22 protein-coding genes and 2 tRNA genes are annotated in these 19689 nt (G+C 71.0%); 9 read left to right on the forward strand and 15 right to left on the reverse strand.

Translation table 11 applies throughout. The features are described from left to right. Nucleotides 1–131 precede the first annotated feature (131 nt). Nucleotides 132–845 carry a hemerythrin domain-containing protein gene (locus tag GL325_RS13075; RefSeq protein ID WP_187769841.1) on the forward strand — a complete coding sequence of 238 codons (714 nt, stop codon included), beginning with the start codon at nt 132–134 and terminating at the stop codon, nt 843–845. A gap of 55 nt (nt 846–900) precedes the next feature. Here the strand turns inward: GL325_RS13075 and GL325_RS13080 are convergent. The 6 genes from GL325_RS13080 to GL325_RS13105 all read right to left on the reverse strand — a co-directional run bounded on the left by GL325_RS13080 (nt 901) and on the right by GL325_RS13105 (nt 3989). Further along, nucleotides 901–977, reverse strand: a tRNA-Asp gene (locus GL325_RS13080). A gap of 71 nt (nt 978–1048) precedes the next feature. Further along, nucleotides 1049–1915 carry a tRNA glutamyl-Q(34) synthetase GluQRS gene (gluQRS, locus tag GL325_RS13085; protein WP_187769842.1) on the reverse strand — a complete coding sequence of 289 codons (867 nt, stop codon included), beginning with the start codon at nt 1913–1915 and terminating at the stop codon, nt 1049–1051. Between the two features lie 30 nt (nt 1916–1945). Then, nucleotides 1946–2680 (reverse strand): MBL fold metallo-hydrolase, encoded by a 735-nt coding sequence (locus GL325_RS13090; protein ID WP_187769843.1) that lies wholly within the window; start codon nt 2678–2680, stop codon nt 1946–1948. A gap of 65 nt (nt 2681–2745) precedes the next feature. Next, complete coding sequence (locus GL325_RS13095; protein ID WP_187769844.1) at nt 2746–3219, reverse strand: nitroreductase/quinone reductase family protein; 474 nt, start codon at nt 3217–3219, stop codon at nt 2746–2748. A 61-nt stretch (nt 3220–3280) separates the two neighbouring features. Further along, nucleotides 3281–3871 carry a hypothetical protein gene (locus GL325_RS13100; RefSeq protein WP_187769845.1) on the reverse strand — a complete coding sequence of 197 codons (591 nt, stop codon included), beginning with the start codon at nt 3869–3871 and terminating at the stop codon, nt 3281–3283. A 42-nt stretch (nt 3872–3913) separates the two neighbouring features. Beyond that, nucleotides 3914–3989 (reverse strand) — tRNA-Glu (locus GL325_RS13105). 81 nt (nt 3990–4070) lie between these two features. Between GL325_RS13105 and GL325_RS13110 the strand changes: the two genes are divergently transcribed. Genes GL325_RS13110 through GL325_RS13130 form a run of 5 tightly spaced genes read left to right on the forward strand, consistent with a single transcriptional unit; the run spans nt 4071 to nt 8525 of the window. Further along, nucleotides 4071–4421, forward strand: coding sequence for a metallopeptidase family protein (locus tag GL325_RS13110; RefSeq protein ID WP_187411692.1), 351 nt, complete (start codon nt 4071–4073; stop codon nt 4419–4421). Next, entirely contained in the window at nt 4414–5085 is a 672-nt protein-coding gene (locus GL325_RS13115; protein WP_187411693.1) for a pirin family protein, read from the forward strand. The genes GL325_RS13110 and GL325_RS13115 overlap by 8 nt, the downstream gene beginning before the upstream one ends. Before the next feature lie 40 nt (nt 5086–5125). After that, nucleotides 5126–6454, forward strand: coding sequence for an FAD-binding oxidoreductase (locus tag GL325_RS13120; RefSeq protein ID WP_255956220.1), 1329 nt, complete (start codon nt 5126–5128; stop codon nt 6452–6454). Continuing rightward, nucleotides 6451–7737: a class I SAM-dependent methyltransferase gene (locus GL325_RS13125; RefSeq protein WP_187769847.1), complete on the forward strand. Its 1287-nt coding sequence runs from the start codon at nt 6451–6453 to the stop codon at nt 7735–7737. The genes GL325_RS13120 and GL325_RS13125 overlap by 4 nt, the downstream gene beginning before the upstream one ends. Further along, nucleotides 7737–8525 (forward strand): exodeoxyribonuclease III, encoded by a 789-nt coding sequence (locus tag GL325_RS13130; protein WP_154595960.1) that lies wholly within the window; start codon nt 7737–7739, stop codon nt 8523–8525. The genes GL325_RS13125 and GL325_RS13130 overlap by 1 nt, the downstream gene beginning before the upstream one ends. Nucleotides 8526–8534: 9 nt before the next feature. On the opposite strand, the gene mnhG is transcribed toward GL325_RS13130, so the two are convergent. Genes mnhG through GL325_RS13160 form a run of 6 tightly spaced genes read right to left on the reverse strand, consistent with a single transcriptional unit; the run spans nt 8535 to nt 14606 of the window. After that, on the reverse strand, nt 8535–8864 hold the full coding sequence (mnhG, locus tag GL325_RS13135) for a monovalent cation/H(+) antiporter subunit G (protein ID WP_187769848.1): 330 nt from the start codon (nt 8862–8864) through the stop codon (nt 8535–8537). Further along, the gene (locus GL325_RS13140; RefSeq protein WP_154595958.1) at nt 8861–9133 is read right to left on the reverse strand and encodes a monovalent cation/H+ antiporter complex subunit F; all 273 of its coding nucleotides are present in this window, start codon (nt 9131–9133) and stop codon (nt 8861–8863) included. The genes mnhG and GL325_RS13140 overlap by 4 nt, the downstream gene beginning before the upstream one ends. Further along, nucleotides 9130–9687 carry a Na+/H+ antiporter subunit E gene (locus GL325_RS13145; protein ID WP_154595957.1) on the reverse strand — a complete coding sequence of 186 codons (558 nt, stop codon included), beginning with the start codon at nt 9685–9687 and terminating at the stop codon, nt 9130–9132. Before GL325_RS13145 ends, GL325_RS13140 begins: the two co-directional genes overlap by 4 nt. Continuing rightward, entirely contained in the window at nt 9680–11293 is a 1614-nt protein-coding gene (locus GL325_RS13150) for a Na+/H+ antiporter subunit D (protein WP_230081298.1), read from the reverse strand. The genes GL325_RS13145 and GL325_RS13150 overlap by 8 nt, the downstream gene beginning before the upstream one ends. Continuing rightward, nucleotides 11290–11751 carry a Na(+)/H(+) antiporter subunit C gene (locus tag GL325_RS13155; RefSeq protein WP_223111302.1) on the reverse strand — a complete coding sequence of 154 codons (462 nt, stop codon included), beginning with the start codon at nt 11749–11751 and terminating at the stop codon, nt 11290–11292. The genes GL325_RS13150 and GL325_RS13155 overlap by 4 nt, the downstream gene beginning before the upstream one ends. Next, nucleotides 11748–14606: a Na+/H+ antiporter subunit A gene (locus tag GL325_RS13160; protein ID WP_187769849.1), complete on the reverse strand. Its 2859-nt coding sequence runs from the start codon at nt 14604–14606 to the stop codon at nt 11748–11750. Before GL325_RS13160 ends, GL325_RS13155 begins: the two co-directional genes overlap by 4 nt. 144 nt (nt 14607–14750) lie before the next feature. Here GL325_RS13160 and GL325_RS13165 point away from each other — a divergent pair, with 144 nt between their 5' ends. After that, nucleotides 14751–15296: a hypothetical protein gene (locus GL325_RS13165; RefSeq protein WP_187411694.1), complete on the forward strand. Its 546-nt coding sequence runs from the start codon at nt 14751–14753 to the stop codon at nt 15294–15296. After that, nucleotides 15289–16053 carry an exonuclease domain-containing protein gene (locus GL325_RS13170; protein ID WP_187411695.1) on the forward strand — a complete coding sequence of 255 codons (765 nt, stop codon included), beginning with the start codon at nt 15289–15291 and terminating at the stop codon, nt 16051–16053. Before GL325_RS13165 ends, GL325_RS13170 begins: the two co-directional genes overlap by 8 nt. A gap of 1 nt (nt 16054) precedes the next feature. On the opposite strand, the gene pgm is transcribed toward GL325_RS13170, so the two are convergent. The 3 genes from pgm to GL325_RS13185 are packed head-to-tail and all read right to left on the reverse strand — an operon-like array spanning nt 16055 to nt 19240. Further along, a complete protein-coding gene (pgm, locus tag GL325_RS13175; protein WP_187769850.1) occupies nt 16055–17692 on the reverse strand; it encodes a phosphoglucomutase (alpha-D-glucose-1,6-bisphosphate-dependent) in 1638 nt (545 codons plus the stop codon). Nucleotides 17693–17732: 40 nt separating this feature from the next. Beyond that, nucleotides 17733–18557, reverse strand: a complete 825-nt coding sequence (locus tag GL325_RS13180; RefSeq protein WP_187769851.1) for an alpha/beta fold hydrolase — start codon at nt 18555–18557, stop codon at nt 17733–17735. Beyond that, entirely contained in the window at nt 18554–19240 is a 687-nt protein-coding gene (locus tag GL325_RS13185; protein WP_187769852.1) for a lysoplasmalogenase, read from the reverse strand. The genes GL325_RS13180 and GL325_RS13185 overlap by 4 nt, the downstream gene beginning before the upstream one ends. A gap of 40 nt (nt 19241–19280) precedes the next feature. On the opposite strand from GL325_RS13185, the gene GL325_RS13190 reads away from it, so the two are divergent. Continuing rightward, nucleotides 19281–19688 (forward strand): pyridoxamine 5'-phosphate oxidase family protein, encoded by a 408-nt coding sequence (locus GL325_RS13190; protein WP_154595950.1) that lies wholly within the window; start codon nt 19281–19283, stop codon nt 19686–19688. The last annotated feature ends 1 nt before the right edge of the window (nt 19689 follow it).

Below are 19689 nucleotides of genomic sequence, written 5' to 3' on the forward strand. Positions count from 1 at the left end.
CACCCACCGACGCGGATCGCAATCGGTCGGTATCAGGGCCGTCCTGCGACGCCTCTCCCGCTGGTGAGCCCCCGAGGTGCGCCGAGGTGCGCGTCGGGCCGGCCGAGAACACACGATCGAGAGAAGGAACGATGTCCCCCACGCCTCTGCTGCTGCCCGGTCAGGCCGCCTCGCCGCCCGGGCCCGCCGACATGACCATGATGTACGTCCTGCACCACGCGTTCCGCCGCGACGTGCAGGACTTCGCCCACGCTGCGGAACAGATGCCGACGGGCGAGCGCGATCGGTGGGTCCTGCTGGCGGACCGGTGGCAGCTCTTCACGCACGAGCTGCACCAGCACCACACCAAGGAGGACGAGATCCTCTGGCCGCTGCTGCTCGACCGGGTGCGCGCGGCCGGTGACGCCGAGGCCGAGCGGGTGCTGCACGAGATGGAGGCCGAGCACGCCGTCCTCGACCCGCTGCTGGCGGCGGCCACCGCCGCGTTCGAGCGGCTGTCGGCCGGAGGCGACGACCGCGCCCACGATCTGCTGCGCGACACCCTCGGCGAGCTCGGGGCAGTCCTGGGCCATCACCTCGGTCATGAGGAGAGCGCGGCCATCGAGATCCTGCAGCGGTACGTGGGCGGGAACGAGTGGCACGAGCTGGAGCGGACGCGTTTTCGGACGAAGCAGACCCTGGCCGAGGCGCGCTGGTTCGTGCCGTGGGCACTCAAGGGCCTGCCGGCCGAGGCTGAGCACCGGGTCCTGACGCTGGCCGGTCCGCCGCTGCGGATCATCCATGCCGTGTCGAAGCGCCGTTTCCGGTCCCAGGAGCAGGAGGCGTTCGGCGTCCTCGACGCGTGACGACGGCCCCGTGAGACGACGAAACCCCGCCCCCTGAGGGGCGGGGTTTCAGCACTGGCGACCCCGACGGGACTCGAACCCGCGACCTCCGCCGTGACAGGGCGGCGCGCTAACCAACTGCGCCACGGGGCCTCATGCTGTGCGGCTTAACCGCGACCGCAAGACTACCTGACGCCCTCCGGAGACACCAAAACGGGGGTCGGTCAACGCGTGACGATCCACGGATCCAGGCTGATCTTCCAGGGGTCGAGCTCGGCCAGGAGTGCCTCGGGGGAGCGCGCGCGGACGCCGAGCGACGCACCGATGAGCGACCACGCCTCGTCGGGGGTCAGGTCGCGCAGGGTGACCGCCCCGTCGCGCTTGGCCAGCCGGCGGCCCTCGGCGTTGAGGGCGAGCGGGACGTGCGCGTAGGTCGAGGCGGGCAGCCCCAAGGTGTGGGCCAGGTAGGCCTGGGCGGGAGCCGCGTCCAGCAGGTCCGCGCCTCGCACGACCTGGTCGACTCCCTGCTCGCCGTCGTCCACGACGACCGCCAGGTTGTAGGCGTGGGCGCCGTCGCCGCGGCGCAGCACGAGGTCGTCGACGTGGCCCGTGATCTCGCCGCGCAACTCGTCGCGGACCGTCCACTCGTCGGCCTCGGCGCGCAGCCGGATGGCCGGTGGGCGCTCGGTGCGCTTCGCAGCGCGCTGGGTCTCCGTCAGGTCCCGGCAGGTGCCCGGGTAGGAGCCGGGCGGAGCGTGCGGGGCGCGCACCGCGTCGGCGATCTCGCGACGCGTGCAGAAGCACTCGAAGGTCAACCCGGCTGCGGTGAGGCGCGCCAGCGCGGCGGCGTAGAGGTCGTCACGCTCGGACTGGCGGACGACGGGCGGGTCCCACGTCAGCCCGAGGGCGGCGAGGTCGTCCAACTGGCTGCGCTCGAACTCGGGTCGTGAGCGCTGGCGGTCGAGATCCTCGACCCGGACCAGGAAACGGCGGCCGCTCGCTCGCGCGAACAGCCACGCGAGGATCGCGGTGCGCAGGTTGCCCAGGTGCAGGTCGCCCGACGGAGACGGAGCGAAGCGGCCGGCGGACACGTCACCGAGCCTAGTGTGACCGCGGTGGGCTCAGGCGACCTCGCTGCTCCGGGCCGATGCGACGGCCGCCTCGGCGCCCTGGGTCCACGGCTCGCCGTGCCCCGGCAGCACGAGGCGGGCGCCGGTGGTGGCGATCCGCTCCAGCGAGCGACGGGCCTGCACCGCGTCCTTCGTGCCGGCACGAGCGACGATCCGTGGGCCACGGCGGCCCGTGTACGGGTCGAGCGTCACGAGCGCGTCACCGGTCAGGACCGCGTCCAGGGCGGGGATGTGCAGGGCGCAGTGCCCGTCGGTGTGGCCGGCGGTGGGGATGACGGTGATCCCGTCGGGTGCAGCGTTGACCCCGAGGGACGCCACCTGCTCGACCCCCTCGACTCGCAGCGCACCGGCTTTGACCATCCGGGCCAGGATCGGCGCCGCCTTCGGGTGCCGGAGCGGGTAGAGCAGTCGGGGGCGGCCGGGGCGGTAGCGGTACGGATGGGCCGCGATCCGGTGGTCGCCCGGGTGCACCCAGACCCGGGCGCCGGACGCGCGCCGGGCCTGCGCCGTGAAGCCGAGATGGTCGAAGTGGGCGTGGGTCAGGACGATGTCGGTCACGTCGTCCCACCCGCGGCCGAGGGAGTCGAGCGCCTCCTGGGCGTAGCGCCAGGTCCGGGGCAGTCCGGTGTCGACGAACACGAGCCGGTCGCCCAGCGCGATCAGGTAGCAGTTCGTGCCGGCGTCCTCGATCAGGACGATGCCGGGCTCCAGGCGCGAGATTCCCATGTCGATCCTCCGGTGGCGGCTTTCGGAGTGCGTACCCACCCGAGCCGTCAGCAATCCCGGCCGCGTCAGGACGGGGGAGCGGGGCGCTCCGTCAGGCGGACGACGGGGATCACGCGGTCGGTCTTGTCGTTGTAGCCAGCGAACTGCGGGGCGGCCTCGATGATCGAGCGCAGCGCGGCCTCACGCTCGGCGCCGTGCAGCTGCTCGGCGCTGACCGCGATCTTGCGCGGCCCGATCTCGAGGGTGACGTCGTCGGGGTGTGCGGCGATGTTGTGGAACCACGCGGGATTGTTCCTGGCCCCGTTCGCCGAGGCGACGACCAGGTAGGACCCGTCCCCGCCGGGGAACCAGCCCACGGGGTTCTCGCGGGGGAGTCCGCTCCTGGCGCCGATCGTGGTGAGGACCGCCAGCTTCATCGGTCCCATGGACGCCGTCGCCGACCGCCGTGCGCGGCGCGCGACGAAGCGGTTCACCAGACGCGTGAGGGGACCGCCGTGGGTCTTGCCGCCGCGGGTTCCGCCGTGGGCCTCGAAACTCATGTCGTCCTCCGTCGGTCGGCCTCATCGCCAACCTACTGACGCCCGGGCCCGAGGGCGAGGGCTAGGACTGGCGCTGCAGGTCGGCGGGGGTGCGCAGCCAGCGCCAGTAGACCCACGCCGCGATGCCCGAGCCGGAAGAGTTGAGGATCATGTCGGCCATCGTGTCGGCATAGCCGCGGGAGTGGTGCGTGGACTGCAGTTGGTCCGAGGTCCACTCGCCGATCTCCCACAGGGAGCCGATGCCCAGCCAGGTCAACCACAGGACGATCGGCAGCAGCACCGCGGGCTCGGCGCGGAACCGGTGCAGCATCAGCCGGGCGATCGCCAGGGTGCTGACCAGTGAGAAGGTGAAGTGCGCGAAGTCGTCGTACCACCAGATGCGGTCGTAGAAGTTCAGGCCCCAGCCGGCGACGGCCCCGAGGATCACGGTTGTCATGCCGGTCATCACCAACGGGTCCCGCAGCGCCTGCCACAGCGCGACGCAGCCCATCACCGCGGCCGCCATCGTGAAGCGGGTGAAGTGGTCCGACGCCGTCAGTCCGACGAGCATGGCACTGAGCATCGTCACGACGGTGAAGAGCAGGGCGGCCCAGTGCAGACGAGGCTGCTGCTCCTCCAGGTCGGCGGCGGACGGGACGATCGGCTGAGACATGGGTACCGAGACAGGTTCTGGTCGGGGACGGGGCGGTGCCGGTGGTACCCCCTACGGGATTCGAACCCGCGCTACCGCCTTGAAAGGGCGGCGTCCTAGGCCGCTAGACGAAGGGGGCCGGACAACCCGTCCAGCATAGGGCACGGTGCACCGGCGCTCGCCACACGCTCGCGCCGGGCCCCGCCTCTAGACTCGGCACGTGATCGACGTCGACCCGGACCGGTTCGAGGAGCTGGTGACCGCCGCGCTCGCCGACGTCCCCGCGGAGCTGGCCGATCGGCTCGACAACGTGGTGCTGTTCATCGAGGACGACGCGCCGCCGGAGGACCCGCACCTGCTGGGGCTCTACGACGGGATCCCGCTGACCGAGCGCGACTCCACGTACGCCGGCGTCGTGCCCGACCGCATCTTCGTCTACCGCAATCCGACCCTCGCGATCTGCGAGACCGAGGAGGACGTCGTCGAGGAGGTCCGGATCACGGTCGTGCACGAGATCGCCCACTTCTTCGGGATCGACGACGCCCGCCTGCACGAGTTGGGCTATGCCTGAGTCCCGTGTCCTGCGCCGTGCGGCCGACCGGTTCCACACCGTCGCCGACGGCACCGAGACGTTCCACTCGTTCTCCTACGGGCGCCACTACGACCCCGACAACATCGGCTTCGGTCCGGTGATCGCGATCAACGAGGAGCGCATCGCAGCGGGAGCCGGGTACGACGAGCACCACCACGCCGACGCCGAGATCGTCACGTGGGTGCTCGACGGCGTCCTGGACCACGAGGACTCCACCGGCCACGGGGGGCAGGTCCGACCCGGCGTCGCGCAGCGCCTCAGCGCCGGCGCGGGTGTCACGCACGCCGAGCGCAACGCCAGCGACGTCGCCGCGCTGCGGTTCGTGCAGATGATGGTCCGCAGCACGAACGAGGACGAGCCCGAGTACGCCCAGGCGACCGTCCCCGCCGGGCCGGGCGTGCACGAGACCGTGCCGGTCCATGCCGACGCCCGGCTGGTGGTGGCGCGCCCCGGTCCCGATGCTCCCGTCGAGCTCGAGGTGGAGCACGCAGCGCTCCTGCACGTGACCCGTGGACCGCTCTCGGTCGACGGCACGGTGCTCGACCCGGGCGACGCGTTGCACGTCGCGGGGCCCACCCGGCTCGGGCTCACGGGCCGGAACGGCGAAGCGCTGGTCTGGCTGATACCGCATTCTCGGGGATAGCCTGCGAAGTATGCAGGGGTGGACGCAGCATCAGGACGCCGTGGCCGCCCTTCGTGCGTCGTGGGACGCCATCGGTCCGGGCCAGCCCGTCCGGCTGGCCAAGAAGACCTCCAACCTGTTCCGTCCCCGCAGGCGGTCGGCGGGTCCGGGCCTCGACGTCTCGGGCCTGGACGGAGTCATCGCGATCGACCCGGACGCCCGCACCGCCGACGTCCAGGGCATGTGCACCTACGAGCGCCTCGTCGACGAGACCCTGGCGCACGGCCTGATGCCCAGCGTCGTGCCGCAGCTGCGCACCATCACGTTGGGCGGCGCCGTCACCGGCCTGGGCATCGAGTCCACGTCCCTGCGACTGGGGCTGCCGCACGAGGCGGTGCTCGAGATGGACGTGCTGACGGGCTCGGGCGAGATCGTCACCGCCACACCCGACAACGAGCACGCCGACCTGTTCGCGGCGTTCCCCAACTCCTACGGCAGCCTCGGGTACGCCGTCCGGCTCAGGATCGAGCTGCAGCCGGCGCCGCGTCAGGTCCGGCTGCGGCACGTGCCGTTCGCTGGAGCCGCCGACGTCGTCAAGGCGCTGGCCGAGATCGCCGACGCCGGCCGGTGGGACGGCATTCCCGTCGACGCCGTGGACGGCACCGCATTCAGCCCCGACGAGATCTACCTGACCCTGGCGCAGTTCACCGATACCGATCTGCCGACCAGCGACTACACGGGCCAGGACGTCTACTACCGCTCGATCCGGCAGCGTCACGAGGACGTGCTGACGATCCACGACTACCTCTGGCGCTGGGACACCGACTGGTTCTGGTGCTCGGGCGCGTTCGGCGCCCAGAACCCGTCGGTGCGTCGCCTGTGGCCGCGGCGGTGGCGCCGCAGCGACGTGTATCACCGGCTCGTCGCTCTCGACGGCACGGTGGGCGTCAGTCGCGTCCTGGACCGAATCAAGCACGTGCCGGCGCGCGAGCGGGTCATCCAGGACATCGAGGTGCCGCTGGACCGGCTGGAGGACTTCCTCACCTGGTTCGACCGGGAGGTGGGGATGCGTCCGGTCTGGCTGTGTCCCTTGCGGACCCGGCGCGCCTGGCCGACGTACCCCCTGACGCCCGGCGACGTCTACGTCAACGTGGGCTTCTGGGGCACCGTCGTGGTCCCGGCCGGGTCCGAGCCCGGCGCGGTCAACCGCAAGGTCGAGGGCGAGGTCCACCGGCTGGGCGGGCACAAGTCGCTCTACTCCGAGGCGTTCTACGACCGCGAGACGTTCGGCGCTCTCTACGACACGGCGGGGTTGGACCGGGTCCGGTCCACGTACGACCCCGACTCGCGGCTGAACACCCTCTACGACAAGGCGGTGAGGAACTCATGAGCATCGTTCCCGAGACTCGTTTGACGATCGGCGAGGCGCTGTTCCGCCTCCTGCGCGATGACGTGCCCGTCCGCTTCGAGGCCTTCGACGGCAGCGTGGTGGGCCCCGAGGACTCGCCCATCCGCCTGCGCCTGCTCAACGAGCGGGGCCTGTCGTACCTCATGACCGCTCCGGGGGACCTCGGGTTCGCCCGCGCCTACGTGTCCGGCGACCTGCAGATCGAGGGCGTCCACCCCGGCGACCCCTACGAGTTGCTGAAGGCCGTCATGAGCCGACTGCGGTTCCGGGTGCCCCCGGCCACCGAGATGGTCCAGATCGCCCGCAGTCTGGGGTTCGGCAACCTCAAGCCGCCGCCGCCCCCGGCCGAGGAGCACGTGCCCCGGTGGCGACGGGCGCTCGAAGGACTGCGGCACACCAAGGTCCGCGACGCCGAGGCGATCCAGCACCACTACGACGTGTCGAACCGCTTCTACGAGCTGGTGCTGGGCCCGTCGATGACCTACACGTGCGCCGTCTTTCCCAAGGCCGATGCCACGCTCGAGGAGGCGCAGGCCGAGAAGTACGACCTCGTGTGTCGCAAGCTCGACCTCAAGGCCGGCGACCGCCTGCTCGACATCGGCTGCGGCTGGGGCGGCATGGTCCGGCACGCGGCACAGCACTACGGGGTGCGAGGCATCGGCGTGACGCTCTCGCAGCAGCAGGCGCAGTGGGCCCAGGCCGAGAACGAGCGCCAGGGTCTGTCCGGCCTGGCCGAGGTCCGGCACAGCGACTACCGCGACGTGACCGAGACCGGCTTCGACGCGCTCAGCTCGATCGGGTTGACCGAGCACATCGGGGTCCGCAACTACGGCGACTACTTCGCCTTCGCCCGCAGCAAGGTCAAGGTCGGCGGACGGATGCTCAACCACTGCATCACGCGGCCCGACAACAAGGGCCGTGCCTCGGCCGGTCAGTTCATCGACCGGTACGTCTTCCCCGACGGCGAGCTCACCGGCGTGGGCACGATCGTCGTCGCGATGCAGGACGCCGGCTTCGAGGTGCGTCACCTCGAGGACCTGCGGGAGCACTATGGGCTGACCCTGGCAGGCTGGTGTCAGAATCTGGTGGACCACTGGGACGAGGCGCTGGACGAGGTCACCCTCGGCCGTGCCAAGGTCTGGGGCCTGTACATGGCCGGGTCCCGCCTGGCCTTCGAGCGAAATGAGATCCAGTTGCACCACGTCCTGGGCGTGAACACCTCTGCCGACGGCGACGCCGCGTACCCGCTGCGAGTCGACTTCTGATGCGCATCGCGACATGGAACGTCAACTCGATCCGCAGCCGGATCGACCGGGTGGCGTCCTGGCTCGAGCGCCATGACGTCGACGTCCTGGCGATCCAGGAGACCAAGTGCCGTGAGGACCAGTTCCCGGCGATGCAGCTGGCGGCGCTGGGCTATGAGTACGTGCACGCCGGGATCAACCAGTGGAACGGCGTGGCCATCGTGTCGCGCGTCGGCCTGGAGGACGTCGAGCGCTCGTTCGGCGTCGACCAGCCGATGTTCGAGGACGTGCTCGAGCCGCGCGCGATCGGGGCGACCTGCGGCGGGGTGCGGATGTGGAGCCTCTACGTGCCCAACGGGCGCGATCTCGAGCACGGTCACTACCAGTACAAGCTCGAGTGGCTGGCCCGGTTGCGCGACTCCGCCGAGCAGTGGCTCGCGAAGGAGCCGGAGCTGCCCATCGCGCTGACGGGCGACTGGAACATCGCGCCGCAGGACGACGACGTCTGGGACATGGCCGTCTTCGAGGGGAAGACCCACGTCTCGGCCCCGGAGCGCGCCGCCTTCCAGGCCATGGTCGATGCCGGTTTCGCCGACGTCGTCCGGCCGCACACGCCCGGGCCCGGCGTCTACACGTACTGGGACTACACGCAGCTGAGCTTCCCGAAGAAGAAGGGCATGCGGATCGACTTCGTGCTCGGCTCGCCGGCGCTCGCCGAGCGCGTCACCGGGGCGTGGATCGATCGCGAGGAGCGCAAGGGCAAGGGCGCCAGCGATCACGCGCCCGTCGTCGTCGACCTGGCCGACTGAGGGCGTCGCTCAGTCGCCCTCGTCGACGACGAGCTTCTTGCGGTCGACCTTGCCGGTGCGGAAGGTGGCGCGGGCGACCATGTGCGCCGAGACCGGCGCCGTCAGCAACTGGAACAGCGCGACGACGGCGACCAGGGTCAGGTCGCTCATGCTGTCGATGCGCAGGGCGAGTCCGGCCAGGATCAGCAGGAGGCCGAACGTCTGCGGCTTGGTGGCCGCGTGCATACGGGTGAGCACGTCCGGGAACCGGACGACGCCCACGGCGGCGACCAACGCGAACGCGGCGCCGAGGACCAGCAGGATCCCGGCCACGACGTCGATCACGTCGCCCCAGCTCATGTCGGACCTCCGGCGGCCTGCGAGGCGGCGTAGCGGGCGATGCTGACCGATCCGAGGAAGGCGACCAGGGCCAGCGCGACCAGGATCGGCAGCGTGGTGCTGTGGCGCCCCACCGCGGCCTCGACGCCGATCGCGCCGACGCAGGCGGCCGTGAAGACGTCGGCCGCGACGGTGCGGTCGAGCATGGTGGGACCGCGCACGATGCGGACCAGGCACAGCAGCCCGGTGAGCCCGAGCAGGATCGCGCAGATGATGGCCACGACGGTCATGAGGCATCCTCCCGGAGTCGTCGTTCGCTCTCGCGGACCTCGGCGTCGGTGCCGATGGCCCTGAGCAGCCGGTGTTCCTGCATCCGCGCCTTCTTCCGCGCGGCACGGACGCGCTCGGGGGTGGCGGCGTCCAGGACGTGCAGCCACATGCGCCGGCCCTCGGAGTCGAGCTCGATCAGCAGCGAGCCGGGAACCAGCGAGATGAGCTCACCGGTCAGGGTCTGGCGCAGCTCGGAGTGGCTGACCAGGTCGATCTGCAGCACCGCGCTGGGCGGTGGCGTCGCCGGCCGGATCGCGAGCCACGCGACGTTGAAGCTCGCCAGGGCGAGGTCGGCCAGGAAACGGCTCAGCAGGACGACGGTGGGCCACGGGCGGAGCGCGCCGTCGACCGACACGCGCGGGAACGGGAAGACCATCACGATGACCGCGCTGACGATCAGTCCGCCGACGAGGTTGATGGGGGTCACCGCGCCCCACAGCAGCAGCCAGACGATCGTGAGCCAGATGATCACCGGGAGGTGCCACAGGCGCAGTCCGCGCACCCGATCAGCCATCGCCGAGCACCGCCTCGATGTACGGGGTGCGCTCGTGCAGCTCGGCGGCGGCACGCTCGGCCACCGAGAACATGGGCGCGGCGAAGACGGTGAGCGCCACGGTCACGAGGCCCAGCGCGATCGTGGGCATGGCCATCCGGGCGGGGAGCCGCATGCCCTCGGTGTCGTTCTTCCACGTGGTCTCGCGCTGCGTGGCCGTCGAGATGCTGCTGCGACCGTGGAGCGATCCACCCAGGACGAGCGGGTCGAAGGGAACGGGGGTGTCGTCCTCGGGATCCTCGAGCGGCTGCCAGAAGGCGCGGTTCCAGATCTTGGCCACGGCGTAGAGCGTCAGCAGGCTCGTCGCGACGGCGGCGCCGACGCCGACCAGGACCAGCCAGTCGCCGGCGTCGACACCGGCCTCGATCAGGGCGAGCTTGCCCAGGAAGCCCGAGAACGGCGGAATGCCGGCGAGGTTCATGGCCGGGACGAAGAACATGATGGCGAGCACCGGGGCCATGCGCGCGAGGCCACCGAGCCGGTCCAGGTTGGTCGTCCCGGCGCGATACTCGACCAGTCCCGCCACCAGGAACAAGGTGGTCTGGACCGTGATGTGGTGCACGATGTAGAAGATCGAGCCGGCGATGCCCAGCTCGCTGGCGATCGCGATGCCGAACAGCATGTAGCCGATGTGGCTCACCAGCGTGAAGGACAGCACACGCTTGATGTCGGACTGCGCGACGGCGCCCATGATCCCGACCACCATCGTCAGGATCGCCGCCCACATCAGCAGGGTGCGCAGCTCGTGGGTGGGGAAGAGCAGCGTCTGGGTGCGCAGCATCGCGTAGATGCCGACCTTGGTCAGCAGGCCCGCGAACACGGCCGTGACGGGCGCCGGTGCGGTGGGGTAGGAGTCGGGGAGCCAGGCCGAGAGCGGGAACACGGCGGCCTTGACCGCGAACGTCAGCAACAGCAACAGCTGCAGCATCGTGGCGACGGGGTCGGACAGCTCGGGCAGACGCAGGGCCAGCTGGGCGAAGTTGACGGTGCCCGTCGCGGCGTAGACCGAGGCGACCGCGATGAGGAACAGCGCCGACGACGCCAGGCTGACGATGATGTAGATCGTTCCCGAGCGGACACGCGCCTCGGTGCCACCGAGGGTGATGAGCACGTACGAGGACGCGAGCAGGATCTCGAAGCCGACGAACAGGTTGAACAGGTCGGCCGAGAGGAAGGCGTTGGAGACGCCGGCGCTCAGGACCAGGAACGTGGGGTAGAACACCGACAGCGGAGCGTCGCGACCGAACTCGACGATGCCCTGGCCGATCGAGTAGAGCAGCACGCACAGCGTGACGATCGTCGAGATCAGCAACAGCAGGGAGCTCAGCCGGTCGGCGACCAGGCTGATGCCGATCTCGGCGGGCCACCCGCCGACGTTGAACGCCTGCGGGCCGTGCTGGTCGGCACGGAACAGCAGCACGCTGGCCGACGCCACGACCGCGATGAGCGTGATGATGCTGATCAGGCGCTGCGCCGCGGCCGAGCGACCGAACGCCAGACACAGCCCGGCGCCCAGGAGCGGCAGGATCACGGGGGCGAGGACCAGCTGGTTCAGCAGGCTCGTCATGCGGGCACCTCGTCATCGGGCGCCAGCGACGCGTCGCCGGCGTAGCCCTCGTCGGGAAGTTCGGTGTCGTCGACGTCGTCGAACGTGGTCGAGACCTCGTCGCGCTCGGCGCGGCGACGGATGAGGTCGTCCTCGAGGTCGTCCTGGACGTCGTCGGTGCCGGTCAGCTGCCAGGCGCGGTAGGCCAGCGCCAGGCCGAAGCCGGTCGTGCCCAGCGTGATGACGATCGCCGTCAGCGCCATGGCCTGGGGCAGTGGGTCGGCCATCGGGTCGCCCGACAGGCCCAGGATCGGCGCCGCGCCGGCCGGGCCGGAGACGACGAGGAACAGCACGTTCAGGCCGTTGCCGATGAGCACGAAGCCCACGAGGATGCGGGTCAGGCTCCGCTCGAGCACGAGGGTCACGCCGGAGCCGACCATGACCCCGACCACGGCGATCAGCATCAGGTTCGCGGTCACGCGGTCACCTCGCTCGTGTTCTGGTCGGCCGCGGCGTCGTCCTCGTCCTCGATCTGGGCGTCGATGCCGCTGCCGAGGCTGCGCAGCACGTCGAGCGCGAGGCCGACCACCACGAGATAGACGCCGATGTCGAAGAAGACCGAGGTCACGAGGTGCAGTTCGCCCAGGAGGGGGATCTGCACGTCGACGATCGCGCTCTGCAGGACGCCGCCGCCCAGCAGGGTCGGCAGCAGGCCCGAGAGGGCCGCGACCGCCAGGCCGAGGCCGAGCACGAAGCCCGCATCGACGGGAGCGGCGTTGTCGAGCTCCTCACGTCCACCGGCGAGGTAGCGCACCATCAGCGCCAGTCCGGCGATCAGTCCACCGGCGAAGCCGCCGCCGGGGGAGTTGTGGCCCGAGATCATCAGGTAGATCGAGAAGACGATGACGGTGTGGAAGATCAGCCGGGTCACGATCTCGAAGACGATCGAGCGCCGCTGGTCGTGCAGGTTCGCCGCGAGCCAGGCGTTGGAGTCGGGCGTGACGAGTCGGCGCGGGCGAACCTGGCGCATCGACCGGTCGGTCAACAGGAAGATCAGGCTGGCGATGCCGGTGGCGGCGACGACCAGGACGCTCAGCTCGCCGATCGTGTCCCAGGCGCGGATGTCGACCAGGGCCACGTTGACGATGTTCTTGCCGCCGCCGTACTCGTAGGCGGGCTCCGCCCAGCCGGCCGAGATCGGCGTCGCGGTGCGGGCGTTGGTGGCCACGAAGGCGAAGCCCGACACGGTCAGGCCGACCGCCGTGCCGAGGCCGACCCGCCACCAGCGGGCGATGTTGAACGGGCGGTCGCTGAAGAACGGGGGGAGGCGGCGCAGCACCAGCACGAACGTGACCAGCAGGAAGGTCTCGACCAGGACCTGCGTCAGCGCCAGGTCGGGTGCGCCGTGGGCGACGAAGAGGATCGCGGTGCCGTACCCGGTGACGCCCAGCAGCAGCACCGCGCGCAGGCGGCGGCGCGAGCGCACGGTCAAGATGGCGGCCGCGGCCATGATCAGGCCCGTGACGATCTGCAGGGGGTTGTCGGCGAGGCGCACGTCGGGCGTCTCCCACGCGCGGATGAGCGCGGTGCCGGGAACGACGACCAGGGTGACCAGGATGATGCCCAGGTACACCGGCAGCGAGCCGCGCTGGGTGCGACCGGTGACCTCGACGGCGAGACGGTCCACCCCGCGCATGAGGGCCTGGTAGGAGCGCTCGGCGTCCGGCATCGGCAGTCGGTCGACGATCGCGTGCTGGGCCGCTGCGACGGGTCGGCGCCACATGAACAGGGCCAGGCCGGCGATGACGGCGATCACCGAGAGGCCCAGGGCCGGGGTGAGGCCGTGCCACAGCGTCAGGACCGCGTGGTGGGTGCCCTCGGGGAACTGGTCGGCATAGGTGGCGATCCGCGGCGTCAGGGCCGGACCGGCGAAGCCGGCGACCAGGCTCGCTGCGGCCAGGATCCCGGGCACGATGGTGAACCCGGCGGAGAAGGCGCGGGGGTGGCACGGCTCGACGCCCGCCTTGTCGGCGAAGGCGCCCCAGACGAAGCGCGCGGAGTAGGCGACCGTCAGGATCGATCCGACGACGATGCCGACGAGCGCAGCCACGCCCCAGCCGCGATGGCCGAGGTCCGTGCCGAGATCGACGAAGGCGGCCAGCGCGGCCTCCTTGGCCGTGAAGCCGAACATGACCGGCAGGCCGGCCATCGACGCGGCCGCGAGGGCCGTGATGACGAACAGCGCCGGTCGCGCGCTGCGCAGACCGGAGAGCTCACGCAGGTCGCGGGTGCCCACCGAGCGGTCGATGATGCCGACGACCAGGAACAGGGCCGACTTGAACAGGCCGTGGGCACACAGCAGCGCCAGCGCGGCGAAGGCGGCCGAGCGGGTACCGGCGCCGGCGACGGCGACGAGGAAGCCGAGCTGGCTGACCGTGCCGTAGGCCAGCAGCAGCTTGATGTCGTACTGGCGCAGGGCACGCAGTCCGCCCAGGATCATCGTGGCGATGCCCAGGGACACGAGCACGGGGCGCCACCCGGGGGTGTCGGCGAACACGGGCGCCAGCAGGGCCACGAGGTAGACGCCGGCCTTCACCATGGCGGCGGCGTGCAGGTAGGCGCTGACGGGGGTGGGCGCCGCCATCGCGCCGGGCAGCCAGAAGTGGAACGGCACGAGGGCCGACTTCGAGAGGGCGCCCACGAGGATCAGTGCGACGAACGTGGTGACGGCCGGTCCGGCGGCGGGCGGGTCGGCCAGCAGCTCGCTGAGTCGCGGCGTCCCGCTCAGCAGGTGCAGGCCGACGAGCCCGACGAGCATGGCCAGACCGCCGAAGGTCGTGACGATGAGGGCGTTCAGCGCCGCTCGGCGGTTGGCGCGCCGCTCCGGGTTGTGGCCGATCAGCAGGAACGACAGGACGGTCGTGAGCTCCCAGAAGATGTAGAGCACGTAGACGTTGTCGGCCAGGACCAGGCCGAGCATCGCACCGGCGAACGCCGTGAGGACGCCGGAGAAGCGCCAGATCTCACCGTCGTGGGGGCGGAAGTACCAGGCGCAGTACACGAGCACGAGGGCGCCGACGCCGGTGACGAGCAGGGCGATGATGCCGCTGAGCGCGGTCACCGCGAGATCGAGGTTGAGGCCGATCTGCGGGATCCAGGTCAGGTGCTCGTAGGTCGGATCGCCGTCGGTCGCCCGGGCGACGGGTCCGAGGAGCCATACGAATGAGGCTGCTGGGACCAGTGCGAGAACGAGGAAGGCCCGCCGATCCAGCATGCGGACGAGGGCAGGGGCCGCCGCTGCGACGAGAAAGTGCAGGGCGACGAGGAGGACCATGGGTTCGGCCCAACCCTACCCGGTGGCCCCCTGTGAAGTGTCCGGCAGGAGTGCCAGAATGGGCGCATGGCCGACCCCGCGAAGTCTCAGGATGTCGGCCAGCCTTCGCAGGGCCCCGGGACTCGGACCGGAGCCGAAATCTGGGTGCGGCGCATCGTCGTCGTGCTCGCGCTCGTCGTGATCGCCCTGGTGATCTACGGGGTGCTCGCCGCGGCACTGCCTCGGTGGTGGTCGCGGCGGGTGGCCGATCAGGTCGACGGTCGGATGACCGTCGGCGTGTTCTGGGGCCTGTTCTACGGATTCGTCTTCAGCTTCCTCCCGGTGCTCGTCGCGTGGCAGGCGCGGCGACCGTTCCTGAAGTGGCCGTGGAAGATCGCCGTCGTCGTGCTGGGGGTGGCGCTGGCCGCCCCGAACTGGTTGACGCTGTCGATCAGTCTGGGTCAGAACAGCGCCTCGGACGCCGGCTGGATCAAGTTGGTCAACGATGCTCCCGGATTCCAGTGGGCGACACTGTTCGGCGCCGTGGCCGGTGTGCTCGCCGCGCTGGCGCTGATCGTCCTGATGTTCGAGTCGGGACGGCGCAAGCGCCAGGTGTCGAAACTGCGAAATGAGCTGGCCGAGAGGGACGCCCCGCCTGCGGGGACGGCCGAGTCGAACGATTTGCACCGAGAGGATCCACCCCATGCCTGACGCGTCCGCCCGCCCCACGTCTGAACCGGCACGCTCCGGTTCGGGACGGCGCGCCAAGAACGTTCTTCCGCCGCGAGAGGACCCGAACGTCTGGTACCGCCAGCCGTTGGCCTCGCTCGACTTCGAGACCACCGGGGTCGACCCGCACCGCGACCGGATCCTGAGCTTCGCGGCGCTGTCGGACGTGGGCGGCGACCTGATGGGCATGGTCAACCCGGGTGTGCCGATCCCCGAGTCCTCCGCCGACATCCACGGCATCACCGAGAAGGACCTCGCCTCGTCGCCCATGTCGGCCCAGGCGCTGCGCCCGGTGCTGGCATGGCTGCACGACCTCGTGCAACGGCGGATCGGCCTGGTCGTCTACAACGCCTCGTTCGACCTGACGCTGCTGCGCGCCGAGGCCGTGCGTCACGATCTGGGCGAGCCCGACTGGGACCGTCTGCTGGTCGTCGATCCGTTCGTCATCGACTGGGGTGTCGACCGTGAGCGCACCGGTCAGCGCCGCCTGGGCGACGTCGCCGCGCACTACGGCGTCCGGCTGGACAAGGCCCACGACGCGGCCCAGGACGCCCGGGCCGCCCGCGAGCTGGCGATCGCGATGGGCCAGACGTACCCGAAGGTCGTCGCCTCCAGCCTGACGATGCTGATGGCGCAGCAGCGCTACTGGATCGCGGCACGCACGATGGAGTGGAACCGGCGGGCGCACGAACTCGGCCGGGGTCTGACGATCCCCGACCAGAACTGGCCGTTCGCCTGACTCAGGCGCCGGCCAGCGCGGTGTCCACGACCGCCTTGGCCGCGGCCTGCACCTCGGCGAGGTGCTCGGGGCCGCGGAACGACTCGGCGTAGATCTTGTAGACGTCCTCGGTCCCCGACGGCCGCGCGGCGAACCACGCCGAGTCCGTCGTGACCTTCACGCCACCGATCGCGGCGCCGTTGCCGGGCGCCTCGGTCAGCACCGCGGTGATCGGCTCGCCGGCCAGCTCGGTGGCCTCGACGTCGTCGCTGCTGAGGCTCGCCAGCCGTGCCTTCTGGGCGCGGTCGGCCGGGGCGTCGATCCGGGCGTAGGCGGGATCGCCGTGACGCTCGACCAGGCGGCGGTACAGCACGCTGGGGGAGCTGCCGGTCGTCGCGATGATCTCCGCGGCGAGCAGGGCAAGGATGATCCCGTCCTTGTCCGTGGTCCACACGCCGCCGTCGCGCCGCAGGAACGAGGCTCCGGCCGACTCCTCGCCACCGAAGCCGAGCGAGCCGTCGACCAGGCCCGGCACGAACCACTTGAAGCCGACGGGCACCTCGACCAGCGGGCGGCCCAGGTCGGCGGCGACCCGGTCGATCATCGACGAGGACACGAGCGTCTTGCCGATCTTCGCGGAGTCGGGCCAGCCCGGTCGCGCACCGCCGAACAGGTGCTCGATCGCGACGGCCAGGTAGTGGTTGGGGTTCATCAGCCCGGCGTCGGGCGTGACGATGCCGTGGCGGTCGGAGTCGGCGTCGTTGCCGGTGGCGACGTCGAAGCGCTCACGCTGGGCGATCAGCGAGGCCATCGCGTCGGGTGACGAGCAGTCCATGCGGATCTTGCCGTCCCAGTCCAGCGTCATGAACCGGAAGGTCCCGTCGACGACGGGGTTCACGACGGTCAGGTCCAGGCCGTGGCGCTCGCCGATGGCCTCCCAGTAGGCGACGCTGGCGCCGCCGAGCGGGTCGGCGCCGATCCGTACGCCGTGGGCCGCGATCGCCTCGAGATCGATCACGTGTGGCAGGTCGTCGACGTAGGTGCCCAGGAAGTCGTAGGGCCGGCAGGCGGCGCGCGCCCGCGAGAACGGGACGCGCCTCACCCCGGCCAGACCGGCGGCGATCAGCTCGTTCGCGCGCGCGGCGATGGCCGAGGTGGCGTCGCTGTCGGCGGGGCCGCCGTGGGGCGGGTTGTACTTGAAGCCGCCGTCGGCCGGCGGGTTGTGCGAGGGGGTGACGACGATCCCGTCGGCCAGCCCGGTGCGCTTGCCCCGGTTGGCGCGGATGATCGCGTGCGACACGGCGGGGGTGGGGGTGAACCCGTCGCGGTCGTCCACCAGCACGTCGACGTCGTTGGCGACCAGCACCTCCAACGCGGTCGACCAGGCCGGCTCGGACAGCGCGTGGGTGTCGCGCCCGATGAACAGCGGCCCGTCGAAGCCCTGCTGGGCGCGGTACTCGCAGATCGCCTGCGTGGTCGCGGCGATGTGGTCCTCGTTGAACGCCGTGGCGAGGCTGGACCCGCGGTGTCCGCTCGTGCCGAAGGCCACGCGCTGGTCGACGACCTCCGGATCGGGCTTCAGCGTGTAGTACGCCGTGACGAGGTGGGCCAGATCGACGAGATCACCGGCGTCGGCCGGCTGTCCTGCGCGCTCGGTCATGGGATCCATCATGCCCGCTGCGGCGCCCGGGCGACGTCGGCTACCGGCCGAGCACCCGTGCGAGCACCTCCGTGGCGACCAGGTCGGGGTGGGTGTCGGGCAGCCAGTGGCCCCCGTCGACCTCGACGAAGCGGTAGTCCGCCGTGACGTGGTCGCCGCAGCGTTCGGCGCCGTAGCGACCGAGCGCCTGGTCGGACGCGCCCCAGACGAACGTCGTCGGGACCGTGACGGCGGGCGTAGCGGACAGCTCGGGGCCCATCGCGCGGTACCAGTTCAGGGTCGCCGTCAGCGCGCCCGGCTGGGAGAACCGGTCGGCGTAGGCCGCCTCGTCGTCGGGCGCCACGGCGCCGCCGTACATCGCGCGCAGTCGGGCCCCGTCGTCCTCCAGCAGGATCTGCTCGGCCTTGCCCGGCCGGCGCAGCAGGCCGATGTAGGCGGCGCGCTGCTGCTGGTCCGGATCCGTGGAGAGCGCCTCGTTGTAGGCGGCCAGATGAGGGACGGACACGGCCGTCAGGCTCAGCACGCGGTCGGCGTGCCCGGTGGCGACGACCCACGAGACGGCGGCGCCCCAGTCGTGGCCCACCAGGTGGAAGCGGTCGTGGCCGAGCGCCGCGGCGATGTCCACGACGTCCTGCGCGAGCAGGTCGGAGCCGTAGCTCTCGACTCCCTCCGGACGGGCGCCGGGGCTGTACCCGCGCTGGTCGGGCACGATGACGCGCAGGCCCTGCGCCGCGAGGCGATCGGCGACCTCCCGCCAGGAGCGACGGTCCTGCGGCCAGCCGTGCAGGAGCACCACGGGCGTCCCGTCCTGCGGTCCCAGGACGTCGACGTCGAACGTGAGGTCGCCGACCTCGACGACGCTCATCGGACCGGCTCCTGCAGGAACGTGCCGGTGTCCGCGGGTGGGGTCCGGTCGGGCCGGGCGGGCAGCCGCACCGCTGCGGTCGCGAGCAGGAACAGCGCCGCGGAGTAGGTGAGCATCACGACGAACCCGCCGGCGACCGCGTCCTCGGGGACTCGCTCGGCGATGCGGGCGGCGATCAGTCCGTCACTGAACAGGAACAGCAGCGCACCGAGACCGGCCCGGAGATCGACCGAGAGCGCGGTCGCGGCGGTGGTCGACAGCAGCAGCGCGTACACGAGCACCGGGACCCGCAGGCCGGACTCCAGGCCCGTCCAGACCCACGCCAGCAGCAGGACGGCGCCCACCACCAGCGCCGCCGGGATCCACAGCCGGCGGCGCAGCGAGGCCAGCGCGCCGTGGCGCACGAAGAACGTCACGAAGCACCCGTGGGCGATCGCGAACGCCGCCATGCCGGCGATGAAGAATCCGTCGATCTCGAGGAAGAGGTCGCCCAGCAGGCAGAAGAACAGCGCTGCCGCGATGATCCTGGGGCCGCCCTGGTCGATCACCCACGCGATCAGCAGCGGCGCGATCAGGCACTTGGAGATGCTCTCCCACGGTTGCGCCTGGGCGAGGACCAACGCCAGATGGACCACGACGGCCACGCCGAAGGCGGCGAGCCAGGGGCTACGAAGCGGATTCATGGCCACACGGTAACGCGGACCGGGCGTGCACAATGGAAGCATGAGCACCGGGACGATCCAGGATTTGGAACATGAGGAGTGCCGCGAGCTGCTGCAGGTCGGCCGTTTCGCGCGGATCGCCTTCGAGGGCAGCGACCAGTTGGAGCTGTTGCCGGTCAACTATGCGTACGCCGACGGGATCATCCTCATCCGTACGAGCGAGAACGCGGGCCTGGCCAGCATCGTCGAGCGTCGCTTCGTCCTCGAGGCCGACCACCACGACGACACCTTCCAGACGGGGTGGAGCGTGGTCGTGCGCGGGACCGCGGCCATCGCCAGCCGGGAGCAGATCGAGACCTTCGGCGGTCGCCTGCCGAACTCGTGGGCCGGCAGCGAGGGCACGGCGGTGCACATCGCGATCACCCCGACCGAGCTGCGCGGCCGTCGCGTGCGCTCGTACCCGCGCTGAC

Origin of the sequence: Aeromicrobium sp. 636, assembly GCF_024433585.1 — a bacterium.
In the GTDB taxonomy this organism is placed as follows: domain Bacteria; phylum Actinomycetota; class Actinomycetes; order Propionibacteriales; family Nocardioidaceae; genus Aeromicrobium; species Aeromicrobium senzhongii.

Bases quoted from the DNA above. Each gene is read 5' to 3' on its own strand.
- GL325_RS13140 (WP_154595958.1), bottom strand. From the start codon at position 9,133: ATGACCGTCGTGGCCATCATCTGCGCGATCCTGCTCGGGCTCACCGGG.
- GL325_RS13170 (WP_187411695.1), top strand. From the start codon at position 15,289: ATGCCTGACGCGTCCGCCCGCCCCACGTCTGAACCGGCACGCTCCGGT.
- mnhG (WP_187769848.1), bottom strand. From the start codon at position 8,864: ATGAGCTGGGGCGACGTGATCGACGTCGTGGCCGGGATCCTGCTGGTC.
- GL325_RS13115 (WP_187411693.1), top strand. From the start codon at position 4,414: ATGCCTGAGTCCCGTGTCCTGCGCCGTGCGGCCGACCGGTTCCACACC.
- GL325_RS13145 (WP_154595957.1), bottom strand. From the start codon at position 9,687: ATGGCTGATCGGGTGCGCGGACTGCGCCTGTGGCACCTCCCGGTGATC.
- GL325_RS13180 (WP_187769851.1), bottom strand. From the start codon at position 18,557: ATGAGCGTCGTCGAGGTCGGCGACCTCACGTTCGACGTCGACGTCCTG.
- GL325_RS13160 (WP_187769849.1), bottom strand. From the start codon at position 14,606: ATGGTCCTCCTCGTCGCCCTGCACTTTCTCGTCGCAGCGGCGGCCCCT.
- GL325_RS13185 (WP_187769852.1), bottom strand. From the start codon at position 19,240: ATGAATCCGCTTCGTAGCCCCTGGCTCGCCGCCTTCGGCGTGGCCGTC.
- GL325_RS13100 (WP_187769845.1), bottom strand. From the start codon at position 3,871: ATGTCTCAGCCGATCGTCCCGTCCGCCGCCGACCTGGAGGAGCAGCAG.
- GL325_RS13090 (WP_187769843.1), bottom strand. From the start codon at position 2,680: ATGGGAATCTCGCGCCTGGAGCCCGGCATCGTCCTGATCGAGGACGCC.
- GL325_RS13150 (WP_230081298.1), bottom strand. From the start codon at position 11,293: ATGACGAGCCTGCTGAACCAGCTGGTCCTCGCCCCCGTGATCCTGCCG.
- GL325_RS13190 (WP_154595950.1), top strand. From the start codon at position 19,281: ATGAGCACCGGGACGATCCAGGATTTGGAACATGAGGAGTGCCGCGAG.
- GL325_RS13125 (WP_187769847.1), top strand. From the start codon at position 6,451: ATGAGCATCGTTCCCGAGACTCGTTTGACGATCGGCGAGGCGCTGTTC.
- GL325_RS13095 (WP_187769844.1), bottom strand. From the start codon at position 3,219: ATGAGTTTCGAGGCCCACGGCGGAACCCGCGGCGGCAAGACCCACGGC.
- GL325_RS13075 (WP_187769841.1), top strand. From the start codon at position 132: ATGTCCCCCACGCCTCTGCTGCTGCCCGGTCAGGCCGCCTCGCCGCCC.
- pgm (WP_187769850.1), bottom strand. From the start codon at position 17,692: ATGACCGAGCGCGCAGGACAGCCGGCCGACGCCGGTGATCTCGTCGAT.
- GL325_RS13130 (WP_154595960.1), top strand. From the start codon at position 7,737: ATGCGCATCGCGACATGGAACGTCAACTCGATCCGCAGCCGGATCGAC.